Below are 24,173 nucleotides of genomic sequence, written 5' to 3'. Positions count from 1 at the left end.
GCTTTTCCAGACACGCCGTTAACCCAGCCATGGGGGATCTTCTAAAACATCCCTGTTTTAGAAGGTCTGGAAAAGCGGCTACGGCGGCAACACCTTCGCATCCAGGTTCTGACTACGAATTGGCCTCGTATTTTTTATGAATCAGATTCAGACCAAGATTAATTCCCGCGATCCCGCGTTTGCGGAAAACCGCGAACAGATGCAAAGCATCGTCGATGACTTACAGGAAAAACTGGAAACCATCGCTAAAGGTGGTAGTGAACGCGCGCGTGAGAAGCACGTATCGCGCGGCAAGCTGCTCCCACGTGATCGTATCGATGCACTGCTGGATCCCGGCAGTCCTTTCCTGGAGTTCTCCCAGCTCGCCGCCTTCGATGTGTACGGTGAAGACGTGCCAGCGGCAGGAATTCTGACCGGTATCGGCACCGTATCCGGCCAGCCCTGTGTGATTGTGGCCAATGATGCAACGGTGAAAGGCGGCACCTATTATCCGCTTACCGTGAAGAAGCACCTGCGCGCCCAGGCCATTGCCGACGAAAACAATCTGCCGTGTATATATCTGGTGGACTCCGGTGGCGCCAACCTGCCGCGTCAGGACGAGGTGTTCCCGGATCGCGAACATTTCGGGCGCATCTTCTTTAATCAGGCCAACCTGTCGGCAAAGAATATCCCGCAGATTGCAGTGGTGATGGGTAGCTGTACCGCCGGCGGTGCTTATGTACCGGCAATGGCAGATGAGTCCATTATGGTTAAGGAGCAGGCCACCATTTTCCTCGCTGGCCCGCCGCTGGTGAAAGCCGCGACCGGCGAAGAGGTTACCGCGGAGGAGCTGGGTGGTGCCGAGGTGCACTGCAAGACGTCCGGGGTTTCCGATCACTTCGCCAACAACGATACCCATGCGCTGCAGATCGCGCGCAATTCTGTAGCCAGGTTGAACCGGGTCAAGAATCCGGGCCTGGACATCAAGAAACCGATCGAGCCGATATACCCGCCGGAAGATATCTACGGAATTGTGCCGAAGGATTCACGCCAGCCGTTTGACGTGCGCGAGATTATTGCGCGTGTGGTGGACGGTTCTGAATTTGATGAGTTCAAGGCAATGTACGGCACCACCCTGGTGACCGGCTTTGCGCGTATTCACGGTTACCCGGTGGGCATCGTCGCCAACAACGGCATCCTGTTTGCGGAGAGCGCACAAAAAGGCGCGCACTTTATTGAGCTGTGTGCACAGCGCAACATTCCGCTGGTATTCCTGCAGAACATCACTGGCTTTATGGTGGGCAAGCAGTATGAAGCCGGCGGCATCGCCAAGCACGGTGCCAAGATGGTGACCGCGGTGGCCACCGCCAAGGTACCCAAGATCACTATTTTGATCGGCGGTTCTTTCGGTGCCGGCAACTACGGCATGTGCGGCCGCGCCTACGACCCCAACTTCCTGTTTATGTGGCCCAACGCGCGCATCTCCGTGATGGGCGGCGAACAGGCGGCCGGGGTGCTGGCACAGGTCAAGAGCGACCAGATGGCCGCGAAGGGCGAGCGCTGGAGCGAGGAAGAAATCGCCAAGTTCAAGCAGCCGATCATCGACGATTACGAACACCAGGGGCACCCTTACTACGCGTCGGCACGTCTGTGGGACGACGGTGTGATCGACCCCAAAGATACCCGCACGGTACTGGGCTTGTGTCTGGCCGCCGCCACCCACAAAGAGCCCGAGGAAACCAAGTTCGGCGTTTTCCGCATGTAGAATGTTGGCTGTGTTAGTAACTGGCTAACCCTCTGCCTATACGAATTAAGGAAAGAACATGACCGATAAAATGCTGTGCGAGATCGATAGCGAAGGCGTCGCGACGGTAACCCTGAACCGCCCCGAGATTCACAATGCCTTTGACGACGATCTGATTCGCCAGCTGGGCGAGACCTTCGACAAGCTCGCCAACAGCGGCGGCGTGCGCGCACTTATTCTCGCTTCCAATGGCAAGAGTTTCTCCGCCGGCGCCGACCTGAACTGGATGAAGCGCATGGCGGAATACAGCGAAGAGCAAAACCGCCAGGACGCAGCGGCGCTCGCGGCCATGCTGCACAAACTCGATCAGTTCCCCGCACCGACCATCGCGCGCGTACAGGGTGCAGCGTTTGGTGGCGCCGTTGGACTGGTGAGCTGCTGCGATATCGCCATTGCCACCGAGCGCGCCAGTTTCTGCCTGAGCGAAGTAAAAATCGGCCTGCTGCCCGCCACCATCAGCCCCTACGTGATCAACGCCATCGGCGCGCGCCAGGCACGCCGTTACTTCGTCACCGCCGAGCGCTTTTCCGCAGCCCGTGCCCAGGAAATCGGGCTGGTTTCGGAAGTGGTTGCCGAGGGCGATCTGGACCTAACCGTACAGAAACTGGTGAACAGCATTACCGACAACGGTCCCAACGCCGTCACCATGGCCAAACAACTGGCCATGTCCATGTCCAACCGGGTAATCAATTCGGAGCTTCAGGGCCAGACCAGTGCACTGATTGCCGCCGTGCGGGTTTCCCCGGAAGGCCAGGAAGGATTGAGCGCGTTCTTGGAAAAACGCGCACCAAGCTGGATGAACACCAGCGAAGACTGAAACGCACAACAACGCTTGCGCAGTACAGAAGTCTAAATTGAAGGCCGGGTAGCGGAGGCGAGTTTTCAGGATCGTCGCAAACAGGAAGTTTGCGCCGAAGCGCCCAGGGATGGGTTCACAGCGTTCCTGAAAACTCGCCTCCGCTACCCGGCCGCCAGAAAAGCCGGAAAAGAGCTCCACCAAGAGCGCGAAAAACCAAACAGAGCCAGCCATGATTCGCAAACTGCTGATCGCCAACCGCGGCGAAATTGCCTGTCGCATTATCCGCACCGCACGCCGTCTCGGCGTTGCCACCGTCGCGGTTTACTCCGATGCAGACGCCAATGCCCTGCACGTGCAGCAAGCCGACGAAGCCGTGCACCTGGGCCCGGCGCCCGCCAAAGAATCCTATCTGGATATCGACAAGGTCCTCGATGCCGCCAAACGAACCGGCGCCGACGCCATTCACCCGGGCTACGGCTTCCTGTCGGAGAACGCGCACTTCTGCCGCGCCTGTGAAGAAGCCGGCATTATCTTTGTCGGTCCACCGGCCGGTGCCATCGAAGCCATGGGCTCCAAGTCCGCAGCCAAGCGCATCATGGAAGAAGCCAATGTGCCACTGGTACCCGGCTACCACGGCCAAAGCCAGGAGCCCGGCATCCTCGAAGGCCACGCCAACCGCATCGGTTATCCGGTACTGCTGAAAGCGGCCGCCGGCGGTGGTGGCAAGGGCATGCGCCGTGTGGACAAGCCCGACGAGTTCCATGCCGCACTGGATGCCGCCAAGCGCGAAGCGCAAAGCGCCTTCAACGATGAGATCATGTTGATCGAACGCTACGTGGTAAATCCGCGCCATGTGGAAATCCAGGTGTTCTGTGACCAACATGGCAAAGGCGTGTATCTGTTCGAGCGCGATTGCTCGGTGCAACGCCGCCACCAGAAAGTCGTCGAAGAAGCACCGGCTCCAGGCCTGCCCGCGGAGACCCGCAAAAAAATGGGCGAAGCGGCACTGCGTGCCGCTCATGCGATCGGCTATGTCGGTGCCGGCACCGTGGAATTTCTGCTGGATGCCGGTGGCTCTTTCTACTTTATGGAAATGAACACCCGCCTGCAGGTGGAGCACCCAGTCACCGAGATGATCACCGGGCAGGACCTGGTCGCGTGGCAGCTCGCCGTCGCCGCCGGCGATCCCCTGCCGCTTGCGCAGGACGACCTGCATATCGTCGGCCACGCCTTTGAAGTGCGCATTTATGCGGAAGATCCGGACAACGATTTCCTGCCGGCCACCGGTAAGCTGTTACGCCACCAGCCACCACCGGAAAACCAATCCGTGCGCGTGGATACCGGCGTGCAAACTGGCGATGAAATCAGCGTGCACTACGACCCGATGATCTCCAAGCTCATCGTACACGGCAGCAACCGCCGCGAAGCGCTGGCAAAACTCGACCGCGCGCTGCAGCATTATCAGATTGCAGGCCTGCGCCACAATATTGAGTTCTTGCGCCGCGTGATCAATCACACCGCGTTTGTGAATGGCCGTGTGAATACCCATTTTATCGAAGACCATGAACAGGAAATCCTGCAACAAGAGCAGCAGCTGCGTTCGCAACAGTGCGCCGCCATTGCCGTATTTCTGGCCCACCGCGAAACCCGAGACCAGCATCGCTCCGCCCCCAAGGCAGACGCTTATTCACCGTGGCACAGTGGCAACAACTGGCGCAACGGCCTGACGGTTTGGCGCAGCCAAAAAGTGGAAGTGCACGGGCGCGAAATCGAGATTCATTTCTCTGGCAGCGAGCAAAACCTGTTCTGGCGATGCAGCGCGGCGGTGGACAATCAAAGCGGCACCGTATCTTCGTTACACGGTCAGGGCGTCGCGGTACTGGACGGACGCCGGGTGAATTATTCCAGCGTATCCCACGATAACGAGGGTACGGTATTTGTCAGTGGCGAGCAGGTGGACTTCAAAATCCTGCCGCCGGACATCGGTGAAGGGTCGGATGCAGCGCACGGACTGGAAGCGCCGATGAACGGCACCATTGTCACCCTGTTGGTTAAGCCTGGTGCGAAAGTTATGCAGGACGAACCGCTGCTGGTGATGGAAGCGATGAAGATGGAGCACACCCTGCGCGCACCAGCGGACGGCACCGTCACCCAATTCTTTTGCGCTCCGGGCGAACTGGTCGATGGCGGCAGCCTGCTGATTGATTTCAGTAGCGAGACGGTCGAAAACTGACAGGCCTCGCACAACAGGTGATGGACAACAGGCGGGGTAGCCCGCCAAGCGTAACCAGCGAAGAATACCTAACGAGGTTCAAGGCAATGTCACTGCCCCACAAGATAAAGATGGTCGAAGTCGGCCCCCGCGACGGGCTGCAAAATGAAAAACAGCCGATTTCGGTGGCGACCCGTGTGCAGCTGATCGACCTGCTGAGCGAAAGCGGCCTGCAGGCCATCGAAGCAGGCAGCTTTGTCAGCCCCAAATGGGTGCCACAAATGGCCGCCAGCGAAGACGTTCTTGCCGGTATCCGACGCGCCCCCGGCGTCAACTATAGTGCGCTCACCCCCAACATGGTCGGGTACGAGCGCGCCCGCGACGCACGGGCCGACGAAGTCGCGGTATTCGGTGCAGCGTCAGAGAGTTTCACCCGCAAAAACATCAACTGCTCAATCGAAGAAAGCCTTGAGCGCTTCCGCCCGCTCGCCGAACAGGCGCGCGTGGATGGTATCCCGGTGCGCGGCTACGTTTCCTGTGTGCTCGGCTGCCCGTACGAGGGCGATATTCCCGCGGAGAGGGTTGCCGAGGTCAGCCGCGCCCTGCTGGATATGGGCTGCTACGAAATCAGTCTCGGCGATACCATCGGCGTTGGCACTCCGGAAAAAGCCCGCTACATGATCGAAACCGTCGCCCGGCAGGTGCCGCTGGAAAAACTCGCGGTGCACTTCCACGACACCTATGGGCAGGCGCTGGCAAATATCTATGCGGCATTGCAGGCGGGCGTGGGCGTCATAGATTCGGCAGTGGCCGGCCTCGGCGGTTGCCCCTATGCGCGCGGCGCCTCCGGCAATGTGGCCAGCGAAGATGTTCTGTATATGCTGGATGGACTGGGCATTCACACCGGCATTGATCTGGGGCGACTGGCCAAGGCGGGCAACTTTATCTCCCACGCACTGGGGCGCGAGAGCAACTCCAAGGTGGCGCGGGCGATCGCCGGTGAGCACGGCTGCATCGAGGGCGATTAAGGTACCCTCTATCAGGTAGCCCCTATTAGGGCGATAGAAGCACCGGGGTCACTAGATTCATCTTGATCTGCTACTATCGAGCGCTCTTATCCAGTCGCCTGAAATTTGTCCGCATGAAAGTCTTACGCTTTGGCCTTATCGCCGTCACCGCCCTGCTGTTACTGGCCGCCCTGATCGCCCCCCGCCTGATCGGGCCTCAGGTCGAAGTGGTGCTGCAACAGCAACTCAGCCAGCAAGACAATGTCGAATTGACCGGCTACCAGCGCGGCTGGTTTGGCGCCGAGGCGGTGACCCTGCTCACCGGCAAGGACGGCAAGACCGAGACCCAGAGCGACATCCAGCACGGCCCGGTACTGTTTACCCGCAGCGGCCTCAAGGTCGGCGCCCTGTACGCGGAAACCCGCCTGACCGGCAAACAACTGGAACCGTCTCTGCGTCACCAACTGGAGGCCTACTACGGCCCGATAAGCCAGGCCCTGGATGAAAGTCCGGTAGTGGTCGAAACACTCGTTGCCGCCAACAATCGCGTGATCAACACCCTGCACCTGCGGCCCATCGACCGCAACGTGGCCGACCAGCAAATCCAGTTTGCAGGGGGCAAGGTTCGCCTGGTGACCGATTACACGGGCCAGCAACAAGACAGCCGCTTTGAACTGGGTGAGTTTGTGCGCATGGATGGCCACCGCGAAGCGCTGTACCTGCAATCCGCCCGTGGCGACTTTACTCTAGCGCCAACCGGCGCAGGCACCCTGCAGGTGAAATTGCCACTGGTGCGCACCAACAATGATTCCGGCCCGCTGGAACTGCGCGATGCTGCTCTGGACTACACCGGCGAACTGGTTGCGCCACAGACCCTGAAGATACAAACCGCAATCAACCTGCCGGACATTCAGTCCGCCACACCGGCCACCAGCCTAACTCAGCAGCTTCACCTGCCCGCGGTCACCTATGACGACCTGCACCACTTCGTCTACAGCCTGTTGCTAAAGCCCTCCACCGAGCGCAGCTGGCCGCAGGTGTTCCAGCGTCCACTACAGGCGCAACAGCAGTTGGATATCGCCACCGCAAATGGGCCCATGCAACTGCAACTGGATGTGGACTGGAAAGGGATTCCGCGCAGTCAGCGAGTACAGAACGACAAGTTGTTCTGGCTGGACAGCCTGGAAGGCAGCGCGAATATTTCAGCGTCCGAGCAGGCGCTGATGCAATCGCCACTGATCATGCAGGCAAGCGCGCTAAAACAATACGGCTTTCTGCTGGAAGAGAACGGCCAGCTGACCATGCACCTGCAGCTGGATAAAGGGGTTCTGGCGGTCAACGGTCAGCAGCTGCCCGCAGACCTGTTTGTGCTCGCGCTGATGGGCGGGCTCTAAGCCACCGCCCGCAGCAGCGTTACAGATAAAAAAAGAGCGGCCTCCTGGGCCGCTCAACGGTTTTCTCTCACCGTTTATCGTTACAACTTCAATTCATTTACCAATCGACTCTGCGACTTAAGACTCTGCGACTTAAGAGTAAGCAGGGCGATTGTCTGCCAGATTCAGCCAGCCACGCACCACGCGATAAACGACCCAGACCCAACTGATTCCCCAGACCACAAAACCAATCAGAATCCATACCGTCGCCCAACCGATCACAAACCACAGCAGGCTGTACCAGAAGGTACGGATTTGCCAGCGGAAATGGGACTCGGCCAGGGTGCCGCGCACGTCGCCGCGCTTCGCGTAGTTGATGATCACGCCGACAAAGAAGGGAACCGCGGTGAAAATACTGATCGCCTGAATCAGGTACACCAGAGTGGTGACATCGCGCGCAGAGCGCTCGCGTTCCGTTTGTTGCTCAACAGGGTACTGCTCGGACATGGTCGACTTCCATTTATTCACTTTCATTAAACCAGCGCTAAGTGTAAGCGCTATTGCCTCTCAGGATAACCGCTGCCAACGGCCACCCATCGCGACAATCACCGGGTTTATCTCAGCGCCCACTCGGTATGGACGTTTTTCTCGCGCCAGGATTTCAGCTGTTGAATGGAAGTGCGCATCAGCCCGAGTATCTCGGTGCGCTGGTGGCGACAGTACTCCCGCTCGCTGTCGATGGACAAGCGCGCTGACAGCGCTTTCAGACGCCCGGCAACCACCTCCAGCCCGACACTTTCTGCTTCCGCGGCGATCGCCTGTGCCTGGTGTTGCGCGTCGAGCCAGTGTCGACCAGTCAGAGCGCTGGTAAAGGCGGTGATTTTCTTGGGCAGGCTGGCGAGGCGCCCCCCAAGCAATTCGGCAAACGCCAGGTGGCCGAGGGTATCCCGCTGCCGCTCGAGCGTGCTTGAGTTCAATACTTTGTTGGCGCGAGACGTTTTGCTCTTGGCCGATTTGCCCTGGGCTTTCTGCTCCACCCAGCTCAACAACTGCGCCAGCTGCGCCTCAGAAGGCTCGCTCGGCAACACGCCGGTCAATCCCTTCGCCATATAGTGCTCGCGGTCGCCCTTATTCAGGCTGTCGAGCATGCCGAAAATAAGCAGGTTGTCATTGGAATAGTCACCGCGCATTTTTCGCGCCGTTTCCACACCATCGATCAGGGGCAGGCGCACATCAATTAGCACCAAGTCGTATTTCGCCTTGAGGGCTGCCTCGGCGCCATCAATTCCATTACTTTCGCAACGTACCTCATGCCCCCCGGCCTCCAGTCGCCGGCGTAAGCTGGCGTGCCCGTCATTTTCCACCAACAGAATATTCAGTGGCTGATGCGCCTCCTCAACACCCTGTGCCGAAACAGCCGGTACTTGGCCAGCGGCGCCTACGCCCTCGGAAGTCCCTTGGCCCGCCCGCTGGATCTCTTCGATATTGCTGCGTAGCGTACGGCACTGCCCCAATGCCGCGTCCGCCAAGTGCCGGCTCTCATCATTGCCGCCGCGCGAGAGCAAGCTCATGGTACTGACCAGGGTTTCCAGGGGCTTGCGCATACGGTGCCCGGTCATGGAGAGGAAATCCCGGTGCTCTTCTTCGGACTGCGCAGCGGAAAGCTTGACCTCCTCCAGCAGTTTGTCCCGCTCCATCAGCTCATGAACCCGAGTCTGCACCTGGCGAAACAGTTTGGCGTTCTCTGCCTGCAAATCTGAGACACGGACAGCTGAGGATTCCAGGGCAGCCTGCAGCTGGGCTCGCGACCGCATATAGAGCGCCATAACGCCGACGAATGCGGCTCCTACAAGCAATAACCAGAACAGGGGAATCCCGGTATCAAGCAATAGTGCCTGACCGGGAAAGGCGTAGGCAGCCATCGGCGCGAAAGCGATCAGCGCAGAGGCGATACAGGTACGGGCGACGACAGCGCGAGTATTTCTGGTGTTGGCACCGACAACGCGGCTACCCGCCGGGCGGCAGTAGGTCATGGTCATATTCATCCTTGAAACCATTGGTATGTATGGGTTAATCCTGCAACCCGATCAAAACCCACGTTGTATACCCGCTAACGGGGCACTTATTGGAGGGTTTTGTGTGCGCCGGTGTTTACAGCCCCGGCGGATATTTCGCATCCTTTTGCGAATTCTTGGACGCTCTTCCTACGTCCAGAAGCTCAGTGGAGTAATTCGCTTAGCGGTGTTTTACACCAAACAAGCGTCCCACTTAAGCCAATTTTACGCCAATATTCCCGAACGTGCCGGAAATTTGCCGGGCGCATTGGAAGTCACCCGGCCGGGCAAGTCAACTTCACGCGCTTACAGCTACTTAATGCCGCAGGTGGCGGTATCCATGTCATCGGTAACAGGCGCCCCCGCGCTGCGCCGCGCCCATAGACGGCGCAGGAAATCCAGATAGATTCCGTACGGACGCCCAAGAACACCGGCGATCATGGCAAAGGTAATACAGGCGGTCGCGATCTCTGCCATAGACGCACCACCGAGCAGCATATTGACGGTGTACAGTGGCAGCTGAAAACTCAGAAACACAAATGTGTCCACCGCGTAATTATGCAGGGCGCCGCCGCGACCAAAGCGTTGTACCACCCAGCCGCGGTAGATGCTGAACGGGCGCGCGATCAGCGAGTTAAACACCACCGCGAGCAGGCGAATCTTCAGGTGTTCACTCCAGCTCATACCCGCCAGTAACAGCTCGATGGGGATAGCGATTGCCCAGGAAAAGCTGTTCATGGCGAACACGTCCAGCAACCACTCGTTCCAGCGTGTGCGGCGGTTGCGGCGTTCGTTAACCTGTGAATTAGTAGACTGGGTAGTTTCAACCGGCTGCTCGTCCTCCAGCACCATAACGGGCGGAGACACAGGAATGGCTTCGGTTGCCTGCGACAGAGACTGGGGCGACATAGTGATACTTGACCTGAACCGCGGCAGGCTTTTGGCCCCCACAGGCGAAAACTGAACATTATTTGGTCACTTTTGGTGACGACGGCGATTATATCCACCATTTTTTCAAAATCCAGTCTTCACATATTAAATTTTAATTATTTATAGTGATTACATCCTACATTACCGTTTCCACCCCAAAAGCCATCCTAAACAACGCAACCAATGAGTAAATCAGGGCACTCGCAAGGCCATATCGGTCGCGTTATCCGCCATCGATACAGAGAGACTCCAGCAACTGAGCGCAGGGACACCGGGGCTCAGGAGGCCCTACAGCTCTGTGCCCGGTGAGAGATTGGGAGGACTATTGCAGATTGAACTGGTCGCGCAGGTAGATGGCCGCCATCAATAGCAGCAGGGTGCACACCCACACGGCGATATAGATCTTCATGGCTTTGTTGGCGGACTTTTTCTGCCACCAGGTGCGCGGCTCAATCCCCTTCATCAGGAACACCAACTTACAGGCGAGATTGACGCACACGATATTCACCGCCAACAACAGGCCGGCACCCAGGGCCAGCGGCCACTTGCCCGAGCCCAGCATCATGCCGAAGGTGGCTGCCGGCGGCAGCAGTGCGACGGCCACCATTACCCCGACCAAGACGCTGGATAGGCCGGAGGTCATCGACAGTGCGGCGGCGGCGCCAGAGGCCAGTGCCAACACCACGGAGTCCCAACCCACATAGGTGCGTGACAAGAGTTCGTTGCTGAGCGTCCCCCAGGGCCAGATCAGGCCAATCACCACCGACAGGCCCACGGCCACTGAGAGACCTACCACCAGTGTTTTCAGGGCGCTGCGCATCAACGCCGTGTCCGCCAACGCGGTGCCCAGGCCAAACGCCATATTGGGCCCCAGCAGCGGTGCGATCACCATGGCACCAATGACCGCGGCAACATTGTTTTCCAGCAGGCCGATGGCGGCAACCAGGGTGGAGAGCACCACCAGGATCACATAATCCCGATCCAGACGGGCGCTCTTTTCCGCACTGGCGTACAGCGCCTCGCGCGCGGCCAGGGCAGTGTCTTCCTTTTTGCGCTGCGCATCGCTGGGCTTGGGCAGCGACAACTCCACCGGGATGACCAGCACGCGCGCCCCCGCCACGCCATCCACCAGCGGCGCGAGATCGTCGAGAAACACCTGTACCTTGTCGTCGCTGGTGAGCAGCCGCATGGCCTGGTGCCCGCTCTGCACCGGGCCCTCAATGCGAAACTCTTCGGCCTTGCGCGCTTCGGCAATAGCCGCGACACGGTCGGTATCGCGGGGGTCGGTGAGAATGGCGAGTAGCTTCACGGCAATTCAAACTCGCTCAAAAGGCATCTTCGGGGATATGACACACCACCTCCACTTGGTGTCCATCCGGATCGCGCACATAGGCGCTGAAGTAATCTGCGTGGTATTCCGGACGCAGACGTGGTGCTCCACCGCCCTCGTCACCGTCATCATGAGCACCCGCCTTCAGCGCGGCCTGGTAAAAAGCCTGTACGGTTTCCCGGTCTTCGGCGCTAAAGGCAATAGTCACTGCGGGGGCCGTGGTCGAACCCCCTTTGATCAATAACTGCGGCTTGCCTCCCCAGCCAAATCCGGCCCAGTCACCCATTTCCATGGCCAGCTCGTACCCCAGAGGCGCCAGCGCCGCCAGGTAAAATGCCTTGCTGCGCTCATAGTCGTGCACCGTCAAACCGATATGGTCGAGCATGGGGGCCTCCCGCTAGAGAATTTTTCCGTCTGGGGAGATGAGTATAGATAGCGCGGGCAGAAACGATCACGCACACACGGCGATAGCAGTGCCCGTGAATAAATGGGCAGGAAGAAGTGCGACTGGAGCTGAAATGCAACTGGGAGAAAGGCGTTTCAAATGACGCCGAAACAGGCGAGCATTCCGTAGACCACCACAGCGGTGCCGCAAACAAACTGCCCAAGGATCAGCGCACGAATAGCGAAGGTGTAGCGAATGCAGCGCCCCTGATTACTCAGGTCACGGGTGAAAATTCGTGCCGGCTCTGGCAGCTGCGCCTCGATTGCACGCAGGCCGGGCACCGTCAGATTCAACAATTGCCGGCTGCGCATATCCATGACCCAGAATACGGCAGACACAATCACCACAAATCCGCCCAGCAGCACCAGGATAAGCGGGTGAAAGCCTTTTTCCACGGCGGTAAAAATACCACCATCGGCGAACATTGAAAGCACCACAAAAAAGTTAAAGGCTTTTAAACGCTGTTCGGCGTTAAAACGATAGTGGTCACACAGGTACTGCTGTTCGTTCACGAGAGGACTCTGACTTCATTAGATGGGTCGATTACGGCGCGTGCTGAGCCAGCTTACCATGTAAAGCATGGACAGTTTTAGTGCCGCAAAACCATGCGATGAATACAACTTTATCGTCAGGCTCCTGGGCGGTGCCACTGGATACGGGAGCGAGAATTGTCAGGGAACAATCAGTACATCTGTGTTTGCACGGCCGAGGATACGCTCGGCGGTATTGCCCAGCAAGAAGCCTTTTGGCCCCTTGCGCACACCGCGTCCCACGAGAATTGCGCGCGCTTTATTGCGGTCTACCACGCGGTTTACCTCGGCCGCGGGCTTGCCGGTAACAAAGTGTGTCTTTGCACATTCTACCCCGCTGTCGGCGATAACCGTATCGATTGCTTGCAACAGGGCTCCGGCCTGCTCGCGGAACGCATCTAAATCGGCTACTTCATCGACCTTGGGCACACAGGCGACAGCTTCCAGATCGGCCCCTAACAGCGTGCTCAATTTACCACCCACGGCGAGCACACGCTGGTTTAACTCCACATGCAGGGGGTTATCGATAGCGGGATCCAGTGCGCCAACGATGCGATCGCGCTTCACCCAGTGGGTACTCACTGCGAGCCACAGTGGCGCGGGAACCGACTCAATCATGCGCCAGTCAATGGAGCCAAAGCCGCCACGACCAAATTGTTTTTGCGCAGTTTTTACCACCAGGTCGCAGTCATTGGCGGCGAGGTAGTCGAGGGTCCAGTAGGGAATATCGTGGTGCCAGATGACTTCGGCGGTGGAGCCTGCAGGAAGTGGATGCTCGCTCTGCAGTTCTTGCAGCCATTTCTTGCGCTCATTTTGAATCTGGTCGCTGACGTTCAGCACGGAACCGGACAGCAGCGGAATGGAGACCACAGGCTCGTAAACAAAGCTCACCAGATGCAGCTTCGCGCCCGACTTTTCCGCCAACTCCAGTGCCCGCTCCAGGGCTATCTGTTCATGCTTGGGCTTGTCGAGGATGACGAGAATATTCTGCATGTGGCCTCCGTTGCTACAGGGAAATATTCAAATCCTTTAATTCATTAAATCACCGGATGTCGATTTTGTCTTGGCTCAGAGCAAGACGACCCAGCTCGGGGCTCGCACTGTTGGCGCCCTCTGGCGGTGAAGCACCGGGTATCGCTTTTCGAAACCGCTGTGAATACGTCCCTGTACGCTGCGTCGGCGACATCCCTGTCGCCGACGCTTTCGAAAAACGATACCCGGCACTCCACCTTCGCATTTAGCGAATATATTTCACATGTGACTCGATAAAACTTGTACGTGGCAGCGAGAATGGAAGGGAAAGTGGTGGGGGCGGGTTTTCCCCCACCGGACGCCCAATAGAACGTCCAGGGACGGAGGAAAGTAATTACTTGTTCGCGCGATGATCCACCAGCTCATCCACCACAGAAGGATCGGCAAGCGTGGAGGTGTCACCCAGAGAATCCAGCTCGTTGCAGGCGATCTTGCGCAAAATACGGCGCATGATTTTGCCAGAGCGGGTTTTCGGCAGGCCCGGGGCCCACTGGATGATGTCGGGCTTGGCGATAGGACCGATCTCCTGCACACACAGGTTGATCAGTTCCTTGCGCAATTCCTCAGAGGGCTCGCGGCCATTTTTCAGGGTCACATAGCAGTATATGCCCTGGCCCTTGATGTCGTGTGGATAACCCACCACCGCAGCCTCGGCAGTATCTTCGTGCAGTACGATCGCACTTTCGATCTCCGCGGTGCCCAGACGGTGGCCGGAGACATTCAGTACATCGTCGATGCGGCCGGTAATCCAGTAGTAGCCATCGGCATCGCGGCGCGCGCCGTCGCCGGTGAAGTAGTAGCCGGGGAAGGTAGAGAAATAGGTGTCGATCATGCGCTGGTGATCGCCGTATACGCTACGGATCATGCTCGGCCAGCTGGCTTTCATGACCAACGCACCCTCACCTTCACCGTCAATTTCCTGGCCTTTCTCGTCCAGCAGCGCCGGCTGTACGCCGAAGCACGGGCGTGTCGCGGAACCGGGTTTCATCGCGGTGGCACCGGGCAGTGGGGTAATCATGTGCGCGCCGGTTTCGGTCTGCCACCAGGTATCCACAATCGGGCAGCGATTTTCGCCGACCACATTGTGGTACCACTCCCAGGCTTCGGGGTTGATGGGTTCACCCACGGTGCCCAGCAGTTTCAGCGAGCTGCGGTCGCACTTGGTAACGAAATCATCGCCGGCGCCCATTAGTGCGCGAATCGCGGTGGGTGCGGTATAGAAGGTATTTACCTTGTGTTTTTCCACAACCTGCCAGCAGCGGGAGGCATCCGGGTACGTCGGTACGCCTTCAAACATCAGTGAGATGGCGCCGGCACACAGCGGGCCGTAAACGATGTAGCTGTGGCCGGTAATCCAGCCCACGTCGGCGGTACACCAGAAGACGTCGCCTTCTTTGTAATCGAAGGTGTACTTGAACGTCATGGTGGAGGCCAGCAGGTAGCCGGCGGTGGTGTGCAGTACGCCCTTGGGCTTACCGGTAGAGCCGGAGGTGTACAGGATAAACAGCGGGTCTTCCGCGTTCATCGGTTCGGGGGCGCAGTCAGTGCTCTGCTCGGCCACGGATTCCGCGTACCAGATATCGCGCTTGCTGTCCCAATCGACATTGGCGCCGGTGCGTTTAACCACGACTGCGGTATGTACGTCCGGGCAGCTGGCCAGGGCCTTATCCACATTCGCTTTGAGCGGCACCTTGCGGCCGCCGCGTACGCCTTCGTCGGCGGTGATCACCAGCCGGCAATCGGAATCGAGGATTCGGTCTTTCAGGGAGTCGGGCGAGAAACCGCCAAACACTACCGAGTGCACCGCACCAATGCGGGTACAGGCGAGCATGGCATAGGCCGCTTCCGGAATCATCGGCATGTAAATACACACGCGATCGCCCTTATTGACGCCGCGCGCCTTGAGCAGGTTCGCCAGGCGCCCTACGTTGTCGTGCAGCTCCTGATAGGTGATGTTTTTGCTATCGGCCGGATCATCCCCTTCCCAGATCAATGCGGTTTGTGCCGCGCGAGTTGGCAGATGGCGGTCGATACAATTGACGGAAACATTCAGTTCACCATCGGCAAACCAGGCCGCGTGCCCCTTGGTCAGGTCTTCCTCAACCACCTTGGTGAACGGCTTGCTCCACTGCAGGAAATCGTTGGCCTGCTGGGACCAGAACGCCTGCGGACCCTCAACGGACTGGTGGTACATGCGCTGGTAGTCGTCGTTGGTTACGAGGGTGTTGGCGGCAAAGGTTTCGGGCACCGGGTAAGTGTGCACTTCAGACATCGTTTTCTCCCTTATTAGTATTATCGGGATGCTGCATGGCCCCATTCATTGAGGCCTGTTAGCTGCAGGCATCGCAGCGCTACGCCCGGTCATCGCGCTGCCCGGCGTATTTCGTGTCACTGCTATCCCGATAAGTTATACCACTGGCGGCGGCCTTATGACAACGCTGTCAATGATCCTGTCGTACCATCATAGCCTGACGTCTTCACGCTTTCCCACCTTGCAGCTGGAATCCCGTGCCTTTTTTGTCGCAAACAGGCAAAATGAGTCGACAAGAAAAGTGATCACATTTTTATATTGCCGGAGGTAGATATGACCGCGAAGTTGATGCGCGTTGCAGAAGGTAAGGTGGAGAGAGAGTCCGGGGTGGTGGCACCTGAGAAGGTGCTAACGGGGAACCCGCAGCAGTGGACCGAGCACTTTTTCACCAACAAGAAGGAAAATTTCTTCTGTGGTATCTGGTCTTCCGATACCGGCAAGTGGTCACTTACTTACAGTGAGGACGAGTTCTGCTACATCATTGATGGTGAGGCAATCATTACCGATGCCGAAGGGGACAGCGAGCGGGTTACCACCGGGGATGCGTTCTGTATTCCGGCCGGATTTGAAGGAACCTGGGAAACCATTGGTTCGGTTAAGAAGTTTTATGCGATTTATGAAGAGTAACTCGGCCTGAGGGGCTACCACTAGCGAACTTAGTGGCGGCCCTGTAGTGGGTATGGTTTTTCAGGACCGCGCTGGGCGCCCCCCCTGTGAATACATCCCTGTGCGCTGCGTCGGCAACATCCATGTTGCCGACGCTCCTGAAAAACCATACCCACCACAGCCCCTTCGCATCTACACACATAACATCGCCCTAACCACCAATTAATCCCTTGAGGTGAGCTACAACGCTACGCCCCAGTGCAGATAACGCATAACCACCTTCCAGCGCGGAAACAATCCGCCCTTCACAGTTCTCGTCTGCGTACTCCCGCAGCCTCTCGGTTACCCACAGATAGTCGTCTTCCTTGAAGCGCAGTTGCGCCATGGCGTCTTCAACATGCCCGTCAAATCCAGCCGAGATAAACAACATCTGTGGCTGGAACTTTTCCAGGGCCGGCAGCCACTGCTTTGCGACGATCTCGCGCAGTGCGTCACCACCTGCGCCCGCTTCCAACGGAGAGTTGATGATATTAGCCGGCAATTCTCCGGTGCCAGAAAACGGGTAGTACGGCGACTGGAAGCTGGAGCAGAACAGGTAGCCATCGCGGCCGGCGGCAAAGTCTTCGGTACCATTGCCGTGGTGCACATCGAAATCGAGGATGGCGACGCGTTTGAGACCATGCTGTGTTCGCGCGTGCTCGGCAGCAATCGCAATATTGTTAAACAGGCAGAAGCCCATGGCCTTGTCACGCTCGGCGTGATGGCCCGGTGGGCGTACGGCACAGAACCCTGAGTTGATCTCGCCGCGCATAATACGTTCCACCGCGTCCACGCCGCTGCCGGCTGCATGTAATGCAGCAATCAGTGTATGGGGATTCATGCGGGTGTCTTCGTCGAGGACTTCAAAGCCTTCGCTGGGCGCACGTGCGAAAATCGATTCCACATATTCCGGCGTGTGCACCCGCTCGATTTGTTCGCGTGTGGCCTGTGGAGCATCGAAAAAGCGCAGCACGTATTCAATACCGCTACTCAGCAACTGATCCTGAATAGTGTCCAGACGCGCGGGGCACTCGGGGTGGTCGTCGCCCATATCGTGTTTATGGCAGGTGGGGTCAGAGAAGAATCCAACGGCGGGCATAGTCAGTCCTTGTTCCCAGACAGTATCAGTTCCAGATAGAGCTCATCCATGGAGTCGCCGGGTCGGGTGGTGAAGCCGTTCGCTTCAAATATCTTGAGCATGGGCTTGTTATCGCGGCGTACACAGGCAAACATTTTCGCAATACCACGCGCCCGCGCAACCTTTTCCATCTCTTTCAGCAGGGTGGTGGCAATACCCTTACCGCGGCGGCTCTCCTTGATCACGAATGCCACCTCGCAGCTGTTATCTGCCGGGTAATAGTAGTAGCGCCCCACCCCCTGAATCACTTCGCCTTCACCATCAAAATCGGTAAAGCACAGTGCCAGGTCACACCCCTGGTCGACGCTCACCAAGCTGCAGGACTTTTCCCGGGACATCTGCGTCACATGGTGGTTGTAACGCATCATCAAGGTTTCTTTATTGTGGGTGTAAAAGAACTCCTGTAAGCGCCGCTCATCCGACGGGCGCAGTGGGCGCAACGTATAGCGCACGCCGTCAAAAGTGTACTGTTTCTGGTCCACCGGGCCCAGCTCCGGCACCGTGGTGGGCGCCTGCTCCTGGTATTCCGGCACCCAGTAAAACTCACGTACTTTTTCCAGCAGCTCCCGCCGGAATTCCGGGTGTGCAATACGGATCATTTCCAGGGTACGCTCGCGCACACTTTTACCGCGCAGGGAGGCGATACCGTATTCGGTTACCACATAGTGCACATGGGCGCGCGAGGTGACCACACCACTGCCCGGGGTGAGGGAAGCAACAATGCGGGACACCAGTTTGCCGTCTTTGTCCCGCGCCGTGGATGGCAAGGCGATAATGGGTTTGCCACCCTTACTCAGTGCGGCGCCACGAATAAAATCCACCTGGCCGCCAATACCGCTATACAGCAGACGACCAATCGAGTCCGACACTACCTGCCCGGTGAGATCCACTTCGATAGCGCTGTTGATCGCCACCATCTTGTCGTTGCGCGCAATTTTTACCGGCGAGCTCACGTGCTCGGCGGGATACAGCTCGACGTGGGGATTGCCATCGACAAAGTCATAGAGTTCGCGCGATCCCATGCAGTAGGCGGTTATGGTTTTGCCTTTGTGGAAGGTCTTTTTGCGGTTATTGATCACCCCGCTTTTCATCAACCGGGCAATGCCGTCGGAAATCATTTCCGAATGCACACCGAGGTCTTTGTGATTGCCCAGGTAACGCAACACCGCATCGTGGATCTTGCCCATACCAATCTGCAACGTGGCCCCATTCTCTACCAACAGGGAAACATACTGTCCGATCTGCTCCACCGCCTGATCCATTTCCGGCGGTGGGGATTCCGGGATTGGAGCATCTTCGATCATCCAGGCATGTATCTGGTCGCGATGAATAAATGTGTGGCCACAGGTACGCGGCATGCTCGGATTAATCTGGGCGATCACCGTGGTGGCATGCTTTACTGCGGATGACACTACATCCACACTCACACCGAGCGAACAGTAACCCAGTTCATCCGGCGGGCTTACCATAATCAGTGCGGCATCCAGCGGTAGTACATGATCGCTAAACAGCTTTGGTACTTCCGAGAGAAAGGTGGGCGTATAGTCCGCGCGCCCTTCGGCGACCGCATTGCGCACCGCGGTACCACCGATATAAAGGGCGTTGATGGTAAACAACTCAGCGTGTTTCCGTTCTGCCCAGACATTATCTGAAAGCGTAAATACCTGCGTGACTTCGATGTCATTCAACCCCTGACTATTGGCGATCAGATCAGCCATTAATGCATCGGGAACAGCGGCATGGGAACCAACGAAGATACGGCAGCCACTTTTTAGCAGCTGATCCCAAGCGACGGGTTCGCTGGTTTTGGGATTTGTCAGAGACGACATAGAGATGAGTGGAATCCTACCTTGAGTTTGGAGGTATGGTAGGCGGGTGGTTTAGTGGTCACAAGCGAAGCTCACGGGATCCAGTTAAAGACCACGGTGGCGGCCAAGCACCGGGTACAGGTTTTCAGAACCGCTGTGAACCCGTCCCTGGGCGCTGCGGCGCAAACATCCTGTTTGCGACGCTCCTGAAAACCTGCACCCGGCGCTCAGCCGCCACAGGACCGGAAAAAGAACCCCCAGCTTTTATGCGGGTTCCGACATCTGCACAGGAATAGTATTGGTACTACGCTCAACCCGATTCTGCTCATCCAGATAAACAAGCTTGGGTTTGAAAGCGTCGGCCTCAGCCTCAGACATCTGTGCATAGGCGGCAATAATAATACGATCGCCGACCTGCACGCGGCGCGCTGCAGCACCATTCATCGAAATAATGCCGGAACCCCGCTCCGCCAGAATCACATAGGTGTGAAAGCGCTCGCCGTTGGAAACATTGTAGATATCGATTTTTTCAAACTCGCGCAGCCCCGCGAGCTCAACCAGATCTTCATCGATCGCACAGGAACCGTCATACCAGAGTTCCGCCTGGGTAACCGCCGCCATATGCAGCTTGCCTTTCAACATCTCAATTTGCATCAACGAACTCCTGACTTCACACACTCACGGAAACATTGTCGATCAAGCGCGCACCGCTGGTGTACATGGCGCCGAGAATTGTGATCTCGCTATCGTCGTGGGCCGCCGGCTGCAGATCCTTGCTGTTGCAGATGGAAAAGTAATCCACCTTAAAACCCGCCTGCTCGATTTTCGCCCGCGCCTCATCTTCCAACGCCGCAAAATCCTTGCGACCAGATTTGATCTCATCGCTCACCCAGTTCAGCGACCGGTTGAGGATCGCCACACGCGGACGCTCCTCCTCACTCAGATAACCATTGCGCGAGCTCATCGCCAGACCATCGTCTTCACGGTGCACCGGTGCCGCAACAATCTCCACCGGAATACACAGGTCCTCCACCATACGGCGGATCACCGCCAGCTGTTGGAAATCCTTGATACCGAACACCGCCTTTTTTGGCTGCACGATGTTGAACAGCTTCGCCACCACCGTGGTCACGCCTTCAAAGTGCCCCGGACGGCTCGCGCCGCACAGCACATCGGTCATAGCCGGGCAGATGACTTTGGTCTGCTCGTCCATCCCATTGGGGTAGATTTCGGCTTCATCCGGGTGGAACAGGTAATCACAGTTGGCCGCGCGCAGCTTGGCCATGTCCGCCTGCATGGTTCGCGGGTAGGTATCCCAGTCTTCATTGAGTCCAAATTGCAGGCGATTAACGAAGATCGACACCACCACAACATCACACTGCTTGCGGGCCAGATTGACCAGTTCGATGTGCGCATCGTGCAGGTTGCCCATGGTGGGCACGAATCCGATGGTCTTGCCATCGCGACGGGCCTCCGCCAGCGCCTCGCGCAGGCTGGCCACGTGGTGAAAAACTTGCATTGCCGGGGTTCCGCCAAGTGGTTAGTTGCGCGGCATCTTACCTTCCGCGGGGACACCGAACAAATCGGGAAGCATTGGTCACATTCGGTTTTTGCCATCACAGGGAGTTTCTGCAGCCGGTTCAGGAAAGATTCAGTGTACAGGGGGCACACTGGTCCCCACGTTATCGAGAAGCCTTTACATAAGGCCACAGAGTCAGCCACACGCATGGCTGAGGAGAACGACCATGAAAACACTGATCACTGCCGTTGCCACCGCCAGCTTGCTGCTGACCACAGCGCCCGCGCTGGCCGACCGGGACGACCGCCACCACCGCAACGACCACGGCCGCAAGCACATGCAGCAGCGCGACCACCAGGTGCGACACGGCAACAGGGTGCGTGACATCGCCGACAAACGGCGTGACGAGGAGAACCGTCGCCACGATCACCACCAAGACAAAAAGCACTATCACAAGCAAGAAGCGCGTAAACACGAGCGCAAGGCGGATAGGCATGAACATCAGGCACGCAAGCACGAACGCCAGGCGCGCAAACATGAACGCAAGGCACACAAGCACGAGCGCAAGGCACACAAGCACGAGCGCAAGGACTACAAGGACTACAAGGACTACAAGGACTACAAGTATGTGGACTACCGCGGGCACTATAAGCCGCGTCACAAGCCACACTACAAGCCGCATCACCGCCCGCACCATCGGCCTTATTACCGCCCGCACGAGCATCGCTGGCGCCCGGCCCACTTTGGTTACGGCTACCGCTGGCAGCGTTTGCCGACATCCTATGTCAGCCTGAGTTTTGGCGGCCTGGGCTACTACTTCAGCGACGGTATTTTTTACCGTCCCTACGGTGCCGGCTACGTGGTGGCCGAGGCCCCGGTAGGTGCCTTTGTTCGCTCCTTGCCGGGTACGGCATTCAGTGTCAGCTTTAATGGCCTGAACTACTTTGTCGCCTACGACACCTACTACCAGTGGGACCACCACCGACACGGTTATGTGGTGGTCGCCAACCCGGGCTTCCTCTGAATTCCAACCCCAACAACCGAATATTTATTCGGTTACTTCCCCAGGCGACTCTCACGAGTCGCCTTTTTTATTTATAAATTATTTAAGACTTTCGCCTAAACCCGTTGCGCCATAAACAAATGTTTGGCGATATACAAAAAACGAATAAAAAACCGAATAAAAATTTAGTTTTAACCTTGTGGATTTATCCGCAATTTCTTTTCATTTCTTATTGATTTCCACACAACCAAACCCCAAGATTCGCGCCCCGAAACCGGCACCGGGTTCCATCCAATATTTGCCAAAATTTAACAGGCGCCATGAAGCAACAACAGATTGAAAACTGGACCTGCGAAGACTCCGCAGAACTCTACGGTATCCGCAACTGGGGTGCCGATTACTTCAACCTGAACCAGCGCGGTGAAATCACGGTTGAAGTAAAAAATGACGCCGGTGAACTGCACGCGGTATCGCTGTTGGATATTGCCCACGGTGCCACCGAGCGCGGGCTGGGCATGCCGCTGCTGGTGCGTTTTGAAAACCTGCTCGACGCGCAAATCGCACGCATCAACAATTCTTTCCGCAGCGCGATCGACAGCTGTGGTTACAACAATGTGTTCCGCGGCGTTTTTCCCATCAAGGTCAACCAGCAGTGCCAGGTGATCGAGGAAATCGCCAAGGCTGGGCGCTCTTTCGGGCACGGGCTTGAAGCGGGCAGCAAGGCGGAGCTCATTGCCGCACTTTCGATCCTCGACAATACCGATGCGCTCATCGTGTGTAATGGTTACAAGGATGAGGAATTCATCAACCTGGGCTTGCAGGCACAGCGCCTCGGGGTACAGGTGTTTTTCGTGGTGGAGACACCATCGGAAGTGGACACCATCATTCGCTGCGCCGAGCGCGAGCAGGTCGAGCCCAACATTGGCGTGCGGGTAAAACTGGCAAGTAAAGTCGGCGGCTACTGGAACGCCACCAGCGGTGACCGCAGTATTTTCGGCCTCGGTAGTAACGACCTCATCGCGATGGTCGACAGACTGCGTGATCACAACATGCTGCACTGCCTGCGGTTGCTGCACTACCACCTCGGTTCGCAGGTACCCAATATCCGCGACATTCGCACCGGTGTGCTGGAAGCCTGTCGCTACTATGCGGACCTGGTGGAAGAGGGTGCGGCCATGGGTTACCTGGACCTCGGCGGCGGCCTGGCGGTGGACTACGATGGCTCCAAGACCAACTACACCCACTCCAAAAACTACTCTCTGGATGAGTACTGTGTGGATGTGGTGGAAGCCATTATGGAGACCCTCGACAGCGAGGGCGTTACCCATCCGGTCATCATTACCGAATCCGGGCGCGCAACCGTCGCCTACTCATCCGTCTTATTGTTCAACATTCTGGATACCACCAGCTTCGAGCCCATCGAGCTGGAAGACGACCGTATCGGCAGCGATGCGCATCCAATGCTGAAGAACCTGCAGGAAGCACTGGAGAGCGTAGCGCAGGAAAACCTGCAGGAAAGCTACAACGACGGGCTCTACTATCGCGACGAGATCCGCGCACTTTACTTACATGGTCAGGTGAGCCTGCGCGACCGCGCGCTGGCGGAAAACCTGTTTCTGCAGTGCGCACAAAAAATTCGCAAGCTACTCGATGAAGTCGAGCATATCCCGGCTGACTTGGAGGCACTACCGGAAGTACTGTCCGACATCTATTACGCCAACATGAGCGTGTTCCAGTCCCTGCCGGATATCTGGGCGATTGATCAACTGTTTCCACTGGTGCCCGTGCACCGTCTGGACGAGGCACCGACACGCTCGGCAATCATCGCAGATATCACCTGCGACTGTGACGGCAAGATCGATCGTTTTATCGATCGCCAGGGCGAACGCAAAACGCTACCACTGCACCCACTGAACGAAGGCGAGGAATATATTCTCGGCACTTTTCTGGTGGGTGCCTACCAGGAGACTCTCGGCGATCTGCACAACCTGTTCGGTGACACGAATGTGGTCAGTGTACGGATTGACGAAGATGGGCATGTGGATTACAGCCGTGAAATTCAGGGTGACAGCATTGCCGATGTGCTGAGTTACGTGGAGTACTCACCGCAGGATTTGTTCGAGCGTTTTCGCAAGCTGGCGGAGCGCGCGGTGAAAGAAAAGCGCATTAGCCCACAGCAGCGCAAAGACATCTTACATACGTATACCGCGAGTATGAGCGGCTATACCTACTTCGAGAAGTAACTTTTGGTTTC

At 57.5% G+C, this 24,173-nt stretch carries 20 protein-coding genes; 8 read left to right on the top strand and 12 right to left on the bottom strand.

Features of this window, described 5'->3' with window-relative positions:
• The first annotated feature begins 136 nt into the window (after positions 1-136).
• The 5 genes from ACP15R_RS23455 to ACP15R_RS23435 all read left to right on the top strand — a co-directional run bounded on the left by ACP15R_RS23455 (position 137) and on the right by ACP15R_RS23435 (position 7,195).
• The gene (locus ACP15R_RS23455) at positions 137-1,744 is read left to right on the top strand and encodes a carboxyl transferase domain-containing protein (protein ID WP_224868556.1); all 1,608 of its coding nucleotides are present in this window, start codon (positions 137-139) and stop codon (positions 1,742-1,744) included.
• A gap of 58 nt (positions 1,745-1,802) precedes the next feature.
• Positions 1,803-2,600, top strand: coding sequence for an enoyl-CoA hydratase/isomerase family protein (locus ACP15R_RS23450; protein ID WP_222231494.1), 798 nt, complete (start codon positions 1,803-1,805; stop codon positions 2,598-2,600).
• A gap of 211 nt (positions 2,601-2,811) precedes the next feature.
• Positions 2,812-4,815, top strand: coding sequence for an acetyl/propionyl/methylcrotonyl-CoA carboxylase subunit alpha (locus ACP15R_RS23445; RefSeq protein WP_424988364.1), 2,004 nt, complete (start codon positions 2,812-2,814; stop codon positions 4,813-4,815).
• 86 nt (positions 4,816-4,901) lie between these two features.
• Positions 4,902-5,822: a hydroxymethylglutaryl-CoA lyase gene (locus ACP15R_RS23440; RefSeq protein WP_224868554.1), complete on the top strand. Its 921-nt coding sequence runs from the start codon at positions 4,902-4,904 to the stop codon at positions 5,820-5,822.
• A 113-nt stretch (positions 5,823-5,935) separates the two neighbouring features.
• A complete protein-coding gene (locus ACP15R_RS23435) occupies positions 5,936-7,195 on the top strand; it encodes a DUF945 family protein (protein WP_224868553.1) in 1,260 nt (419 codons plus the stop codon).
• Positions 7,196-7,327: 132 nt separating this feature from the next.
• Here ACP15R_RS23435 and ACP15R_RS23430 read toward each other — a convergent pair whose 3' ends face one another.
• From ACP15R_RS23430 to acs, 8 genes are all read right to left on the bottom strand, one after another.
• Positions 7,328-7,681 (bottom strand): DUF4870 family protein, encoded by a 354-nt coding sequence (locus ACP15R_RS23430; protein ID WP_224868552.1) that lies wholly within the window; start codon positions 7,679-7,681, stop codon positions 7,328-7,330.
• Positions 7,682-7,788: 107 nt separating this feature from the next.
• Positions 7,789-9,213 carry a response regulator gene (locus tag ACP15R_RS23425; RefSeq protein ID WP_224868551.1) on the bottom strand — a complete coding sequence of 475 codons (1,425 nt, stop codon included), beginning with the start codon at positions 9,211-9,213 and terminating at the stop codon, positions 7,789-7,791.
• A gap of 327 nt (positions 9,214-9,540) precedes the next feature.
• A complete protein-coding gene (gene alaE, locus ACP15R_RS23420) occupies positions 9,541-10,137 on the bottom strand; it encodes an L-alanine exporter AlaE (protein WP_224868550.1) in 597 nt (198 codons plus the stop codon).
• A 343-nt stretch (positions 10,138-10,480) separates the two neighbouring features.
• A complete protein-coding gene (locus ACP15R_RS23415; protein ID WP_224868549.1) occupies positions 10,481-11,467 on the bottom strand; it encodes a TIGR00341 family protein in 987 nt (328 codons plus the stop codon).
• Between the two features lie 16 nt (positions 11,468-11,483).
• Positions 11,484-11,873, bottom strand: a complete 390-nt coding sequence (locus ACP15R_RS23410) for a VOC family protein (protein WP_224868548.1) — start codon at positions 11,871-11,873, stop codon at positions 11,484-11,486.
• A 155-nt stretch (positions 11,874-12,028) separates the two neighbouring features.
• Complete coding sequence (locus tag ACP15R_RS23405) at positions 12,029-12,445, bottom strand: hypothetical protein (protein ID WP_224868547.1); 417 nt, start codon at positions 12,443-12,445, stop codon at positions 12,029-12,031.
• A 159-nt stretch (positions 12,446-12,604) separates the two neighbouring features.
• On the bottom strand, positions 12,605-13,456 hold the full coding sequence (locus ACP15R_RS23400) for a universal stress protein (RefSeq protein WP_224868546.1): 852 nt from the start codon (positions 13,454-13,456) through the stop codon (positions 12,605-12,607).
• Between the two features lie 373 nt (positions 13,457-13,829).
• Entirely contained in the window at positions 13,830-15,767 is a 1,938-nt protein-coding gene (gene acs / locus ACP15R_RS23395; RefSeq protein ID WP_224868545.1) for an acetate--CoA ligase, read from the bottom strand.
• Between the two features lie 312 nt (positions 15,768-16,079).
• Here acs and ACP15R_RS23390 point away from each other — a divergent pair, with 312 nt between their 5' ends.
• Entirely contained in the window at positions 16,080-16,433 is a 354-nt protein-coding gene (locus ACP15R_RS23390) for a cupin domain-containing protein (RefSeq protein ID WP_224868544.1), read from the top strand.
• Between the two features lie 190 nt (positions 16,434-16,623).
• Here the strand turns inward: ACP15R_RS23390 and ACP15R_RS23385 are convergent, their stop codons facing one another.
• The 4 genes from ACP15R_RS23385 to panC form a co-directional block, all read right to left on the bottom strand.
• Positions 16,624-17,550 carry a histone deacetylase family protein gene (locus ACP15R_RS23385; protein ID WP_224868543.1) on the bottom strand — a complete coding sequence of 309 codons (927 nt, stop codon included), beginning with the start codon at positions 17,548-17,550 and terminating at the stop codon, positions 16,624-16,626.
• A gap of 2 nt (positions 17,551-17,552) precedes the next feature.
• Positions 17,553-19,418: a bifunctional acetyl-CoA hydrolase/transferase family protein/GNAT family N-acetyltransferase gene (locus tag ACP15R_RS23380; protein WP_224868542.1), complete on the bottom strand. Its 1,866-nt coding sequence runs from the start codon at positions 19,416-19,418 to the stop codon at positions 17,553-17,555.
• A gap of 243 nt (positions 19,419-19,661) precedes the next feature.
• Positions 19,662-20,051, bottom strand: coding sequence for an aspartate 1-decarboxylase (panD, locus tag ACP15R_RS23375; RefSeq protein ID WP_224868541.1), 390 nt, complete (start codon positions 20,049-20,051; stop codon positions 19,662-19,664).
• A gap of 16 nt (positions 20,052-20,067) precedes the next feature.
• Positions 20,068-20,916 carry a pantoate--beta-alanine ligase gene (gene panC, locus ACP15R_RS23370; protein ID WP_224868540.1) on the bottom strand — a complete coding sequence of 283 codons (849 nt, stop codon included), beginning with the start codon at positions 20,914-20,916 and terminating at the stop codon, positions 20,068-20,070.
• Positions 20,917-21,142: 226 nt separating this feature from the next.
• On the opposite strand from panC, the gene ACP15R_RS23365 reads away from it, so the two are divergent.
• The gene (locus ACP15R_RS23365) at positions 21,143-21,940 is read left to right on the top strand and encodes a DUF6515 family protein (RefSeq protein ID WP_224868539.1); all 798 of its coding nucleotides are present in this window, start codon (positions 21,143-21,145) and stop codon (positions 21,938-21,940) included.
• A 299-nt stretch (positions 21,941-22,239) separates the two neighbouring features.
• Entirely contained in the window at positions 22,240-24,162 is a 1,923-nt protein-coding gene (speA, locus tag ACP15R_RS23360) for a biosynthetic arginine decarboxylase (RefSeq protein ID WP_224868538.1), read from the top strand.
• The last annotated feature ends 11 nt before the right edge of the window (positions 24,163-24,173 follow it).

It is taken from the genome of Microbulbifer sp. S227A (assembly GCF_049800935.1).
The sequence above is the reverse complement of the archived record's forward strand: the minus strand, read 5'-3'. Positions and strand labels throughout refer to the sequence as shown.

What these genes read in the sequence shown, in the direction of transcription:
- ACP15R_RS23430 (WP_224868552.1), bottom strand. Translation starts at nt 7,681, where the DNA reads ATGTCCGAGCAGTACCCTGTTGAGCAACAAACGGAACGCGAGCGCTCT.
- ACP15R_RS23410 (WP_224868548.1), bottom strand. Translation starts at nt 11,873, where the DNA reads ATGCTCGACCATATCGGTTTGACGGTGCACGACTATGAGCGCAGCAAG.
- ACP15R_RS23445 (WP_424988364.1), top strand. Translation starts at nt 2,812, where the DNA reads ATGATTCGCAAACTGCTGATCGCCAACCGCGGCGAAATTGCCTGTCGC.
- panC (WP_224868540.1), bottom strand. Translation starts at nt 20,916, where the DNA reads ATGCAAGTTTTTCACCACGTGGCCAGCCTGCGCGAGGCGCTGGCGGAG.
- ACP15R_RS23440 (WP_224868554.1), top strand. Translation starts at nt 4,902, where the DNA reads ATGTCACTGCCCCACAAGATAAAGATGGTCGAAGTCGGCCCCCGCGAC.
- ACP15R_RS23380 (WP_224868542.1), bottom strand. Translation starts at nt 19,418, where the DNA reads ATGTCGTCTCTGACAAATCCCAAAACCAGCGAACCCGTCGCTTGGGAT.
- ACP15R_RS23455 (WP_224868556.1), top strand. Translation starts at nt 137, where the DNA reads ATGAATCAGATTCAGACCAAGATTAATTCCCGCGATCCCGCGTTTGCG.
- ACP15R_RS23365 (WP_224868539.1), top strand. Translation starts at nt 21,143, where the DNA reads ATGAAAACACTGATCACTGCCGTTGCCACCGCCAGCTTGCTGCTGACC.
- ACP15R_RS23425 (WP_224868551.1), bottom strand. Translation starts at nt 9,213, where the DNA reads ATGACCATGACCTACTGCCGCCCGGCGGGTAGCCGCGTTGTCGGTGCC.
- acs (WP_224868545.1), bottom strand. Translation starts at nt 15,767, where the DNA reads ATGTCTGAAGTGCACACTTACCCGGTGCCCGAAACCTTTGCCGCCAAC.
- ACP15R_RS23450 (WP_222231494.1), top strand. Translation starts at nt 1,803, where the DNA reads ATGACCGATAAAATGCTGTGCGAGATCGATAGCGAAGGCGTCGCGACG.
- ACP15R_RS23390 (WP_224868544.1), top strand. Translation starts at nt 16,080, where the DNA reads ATGACCGCGAAGTTGATGCGCGTTGCAGAAGGTAAGGTGGAGAGAGAG.
- panD (WP_224868541.1), bottom strand. Translation starts at nt 20,051, where the DNA reads ATGCAAATTGAGATGTTGAAAGGCAAGCTGCATATGGCGGCGGTTACC.
- speA (WP_224868538.1), top strand. Translation starts at nt 22,240, where the DNA reads ATGAAGCAACAACAGATTGAAAACTGGACCTGCGAAGACTCCGCAGAA.
- alaE (WP_224868550.1), bottom strand. Translation starts at nt 10,137, where the DNA reads ATGTCGCCCCAGTCTCTGTCGCAGGCAACCGAAGCCATTCCTGTGTCT.
- ACP15R_RS23400 (WP_224868546.1), bottom strand. Translation starts at nt 13,456, where the DNA reads ATGCAGAATATTCTCGTCATCCTCGACAAGCCCAAGCATGAACAGATA.
- ACP15R_RS23435 (WP_224868553.1), top strand. Translation starts at nt 5,936, where the DNA reads ATGAAAGTCTTACGCTTTGGCCTTATCGCCGTCACCGCCCTGCTGTTA.
- ACP15R_RS23385 (WP_224868543.1), bottom strand. Translation starts at nt 17,550, where the DNA reads ATGCCCGCCGTTGGATTCTTCTCTGACCCCACCTGCCATAAACACGAT.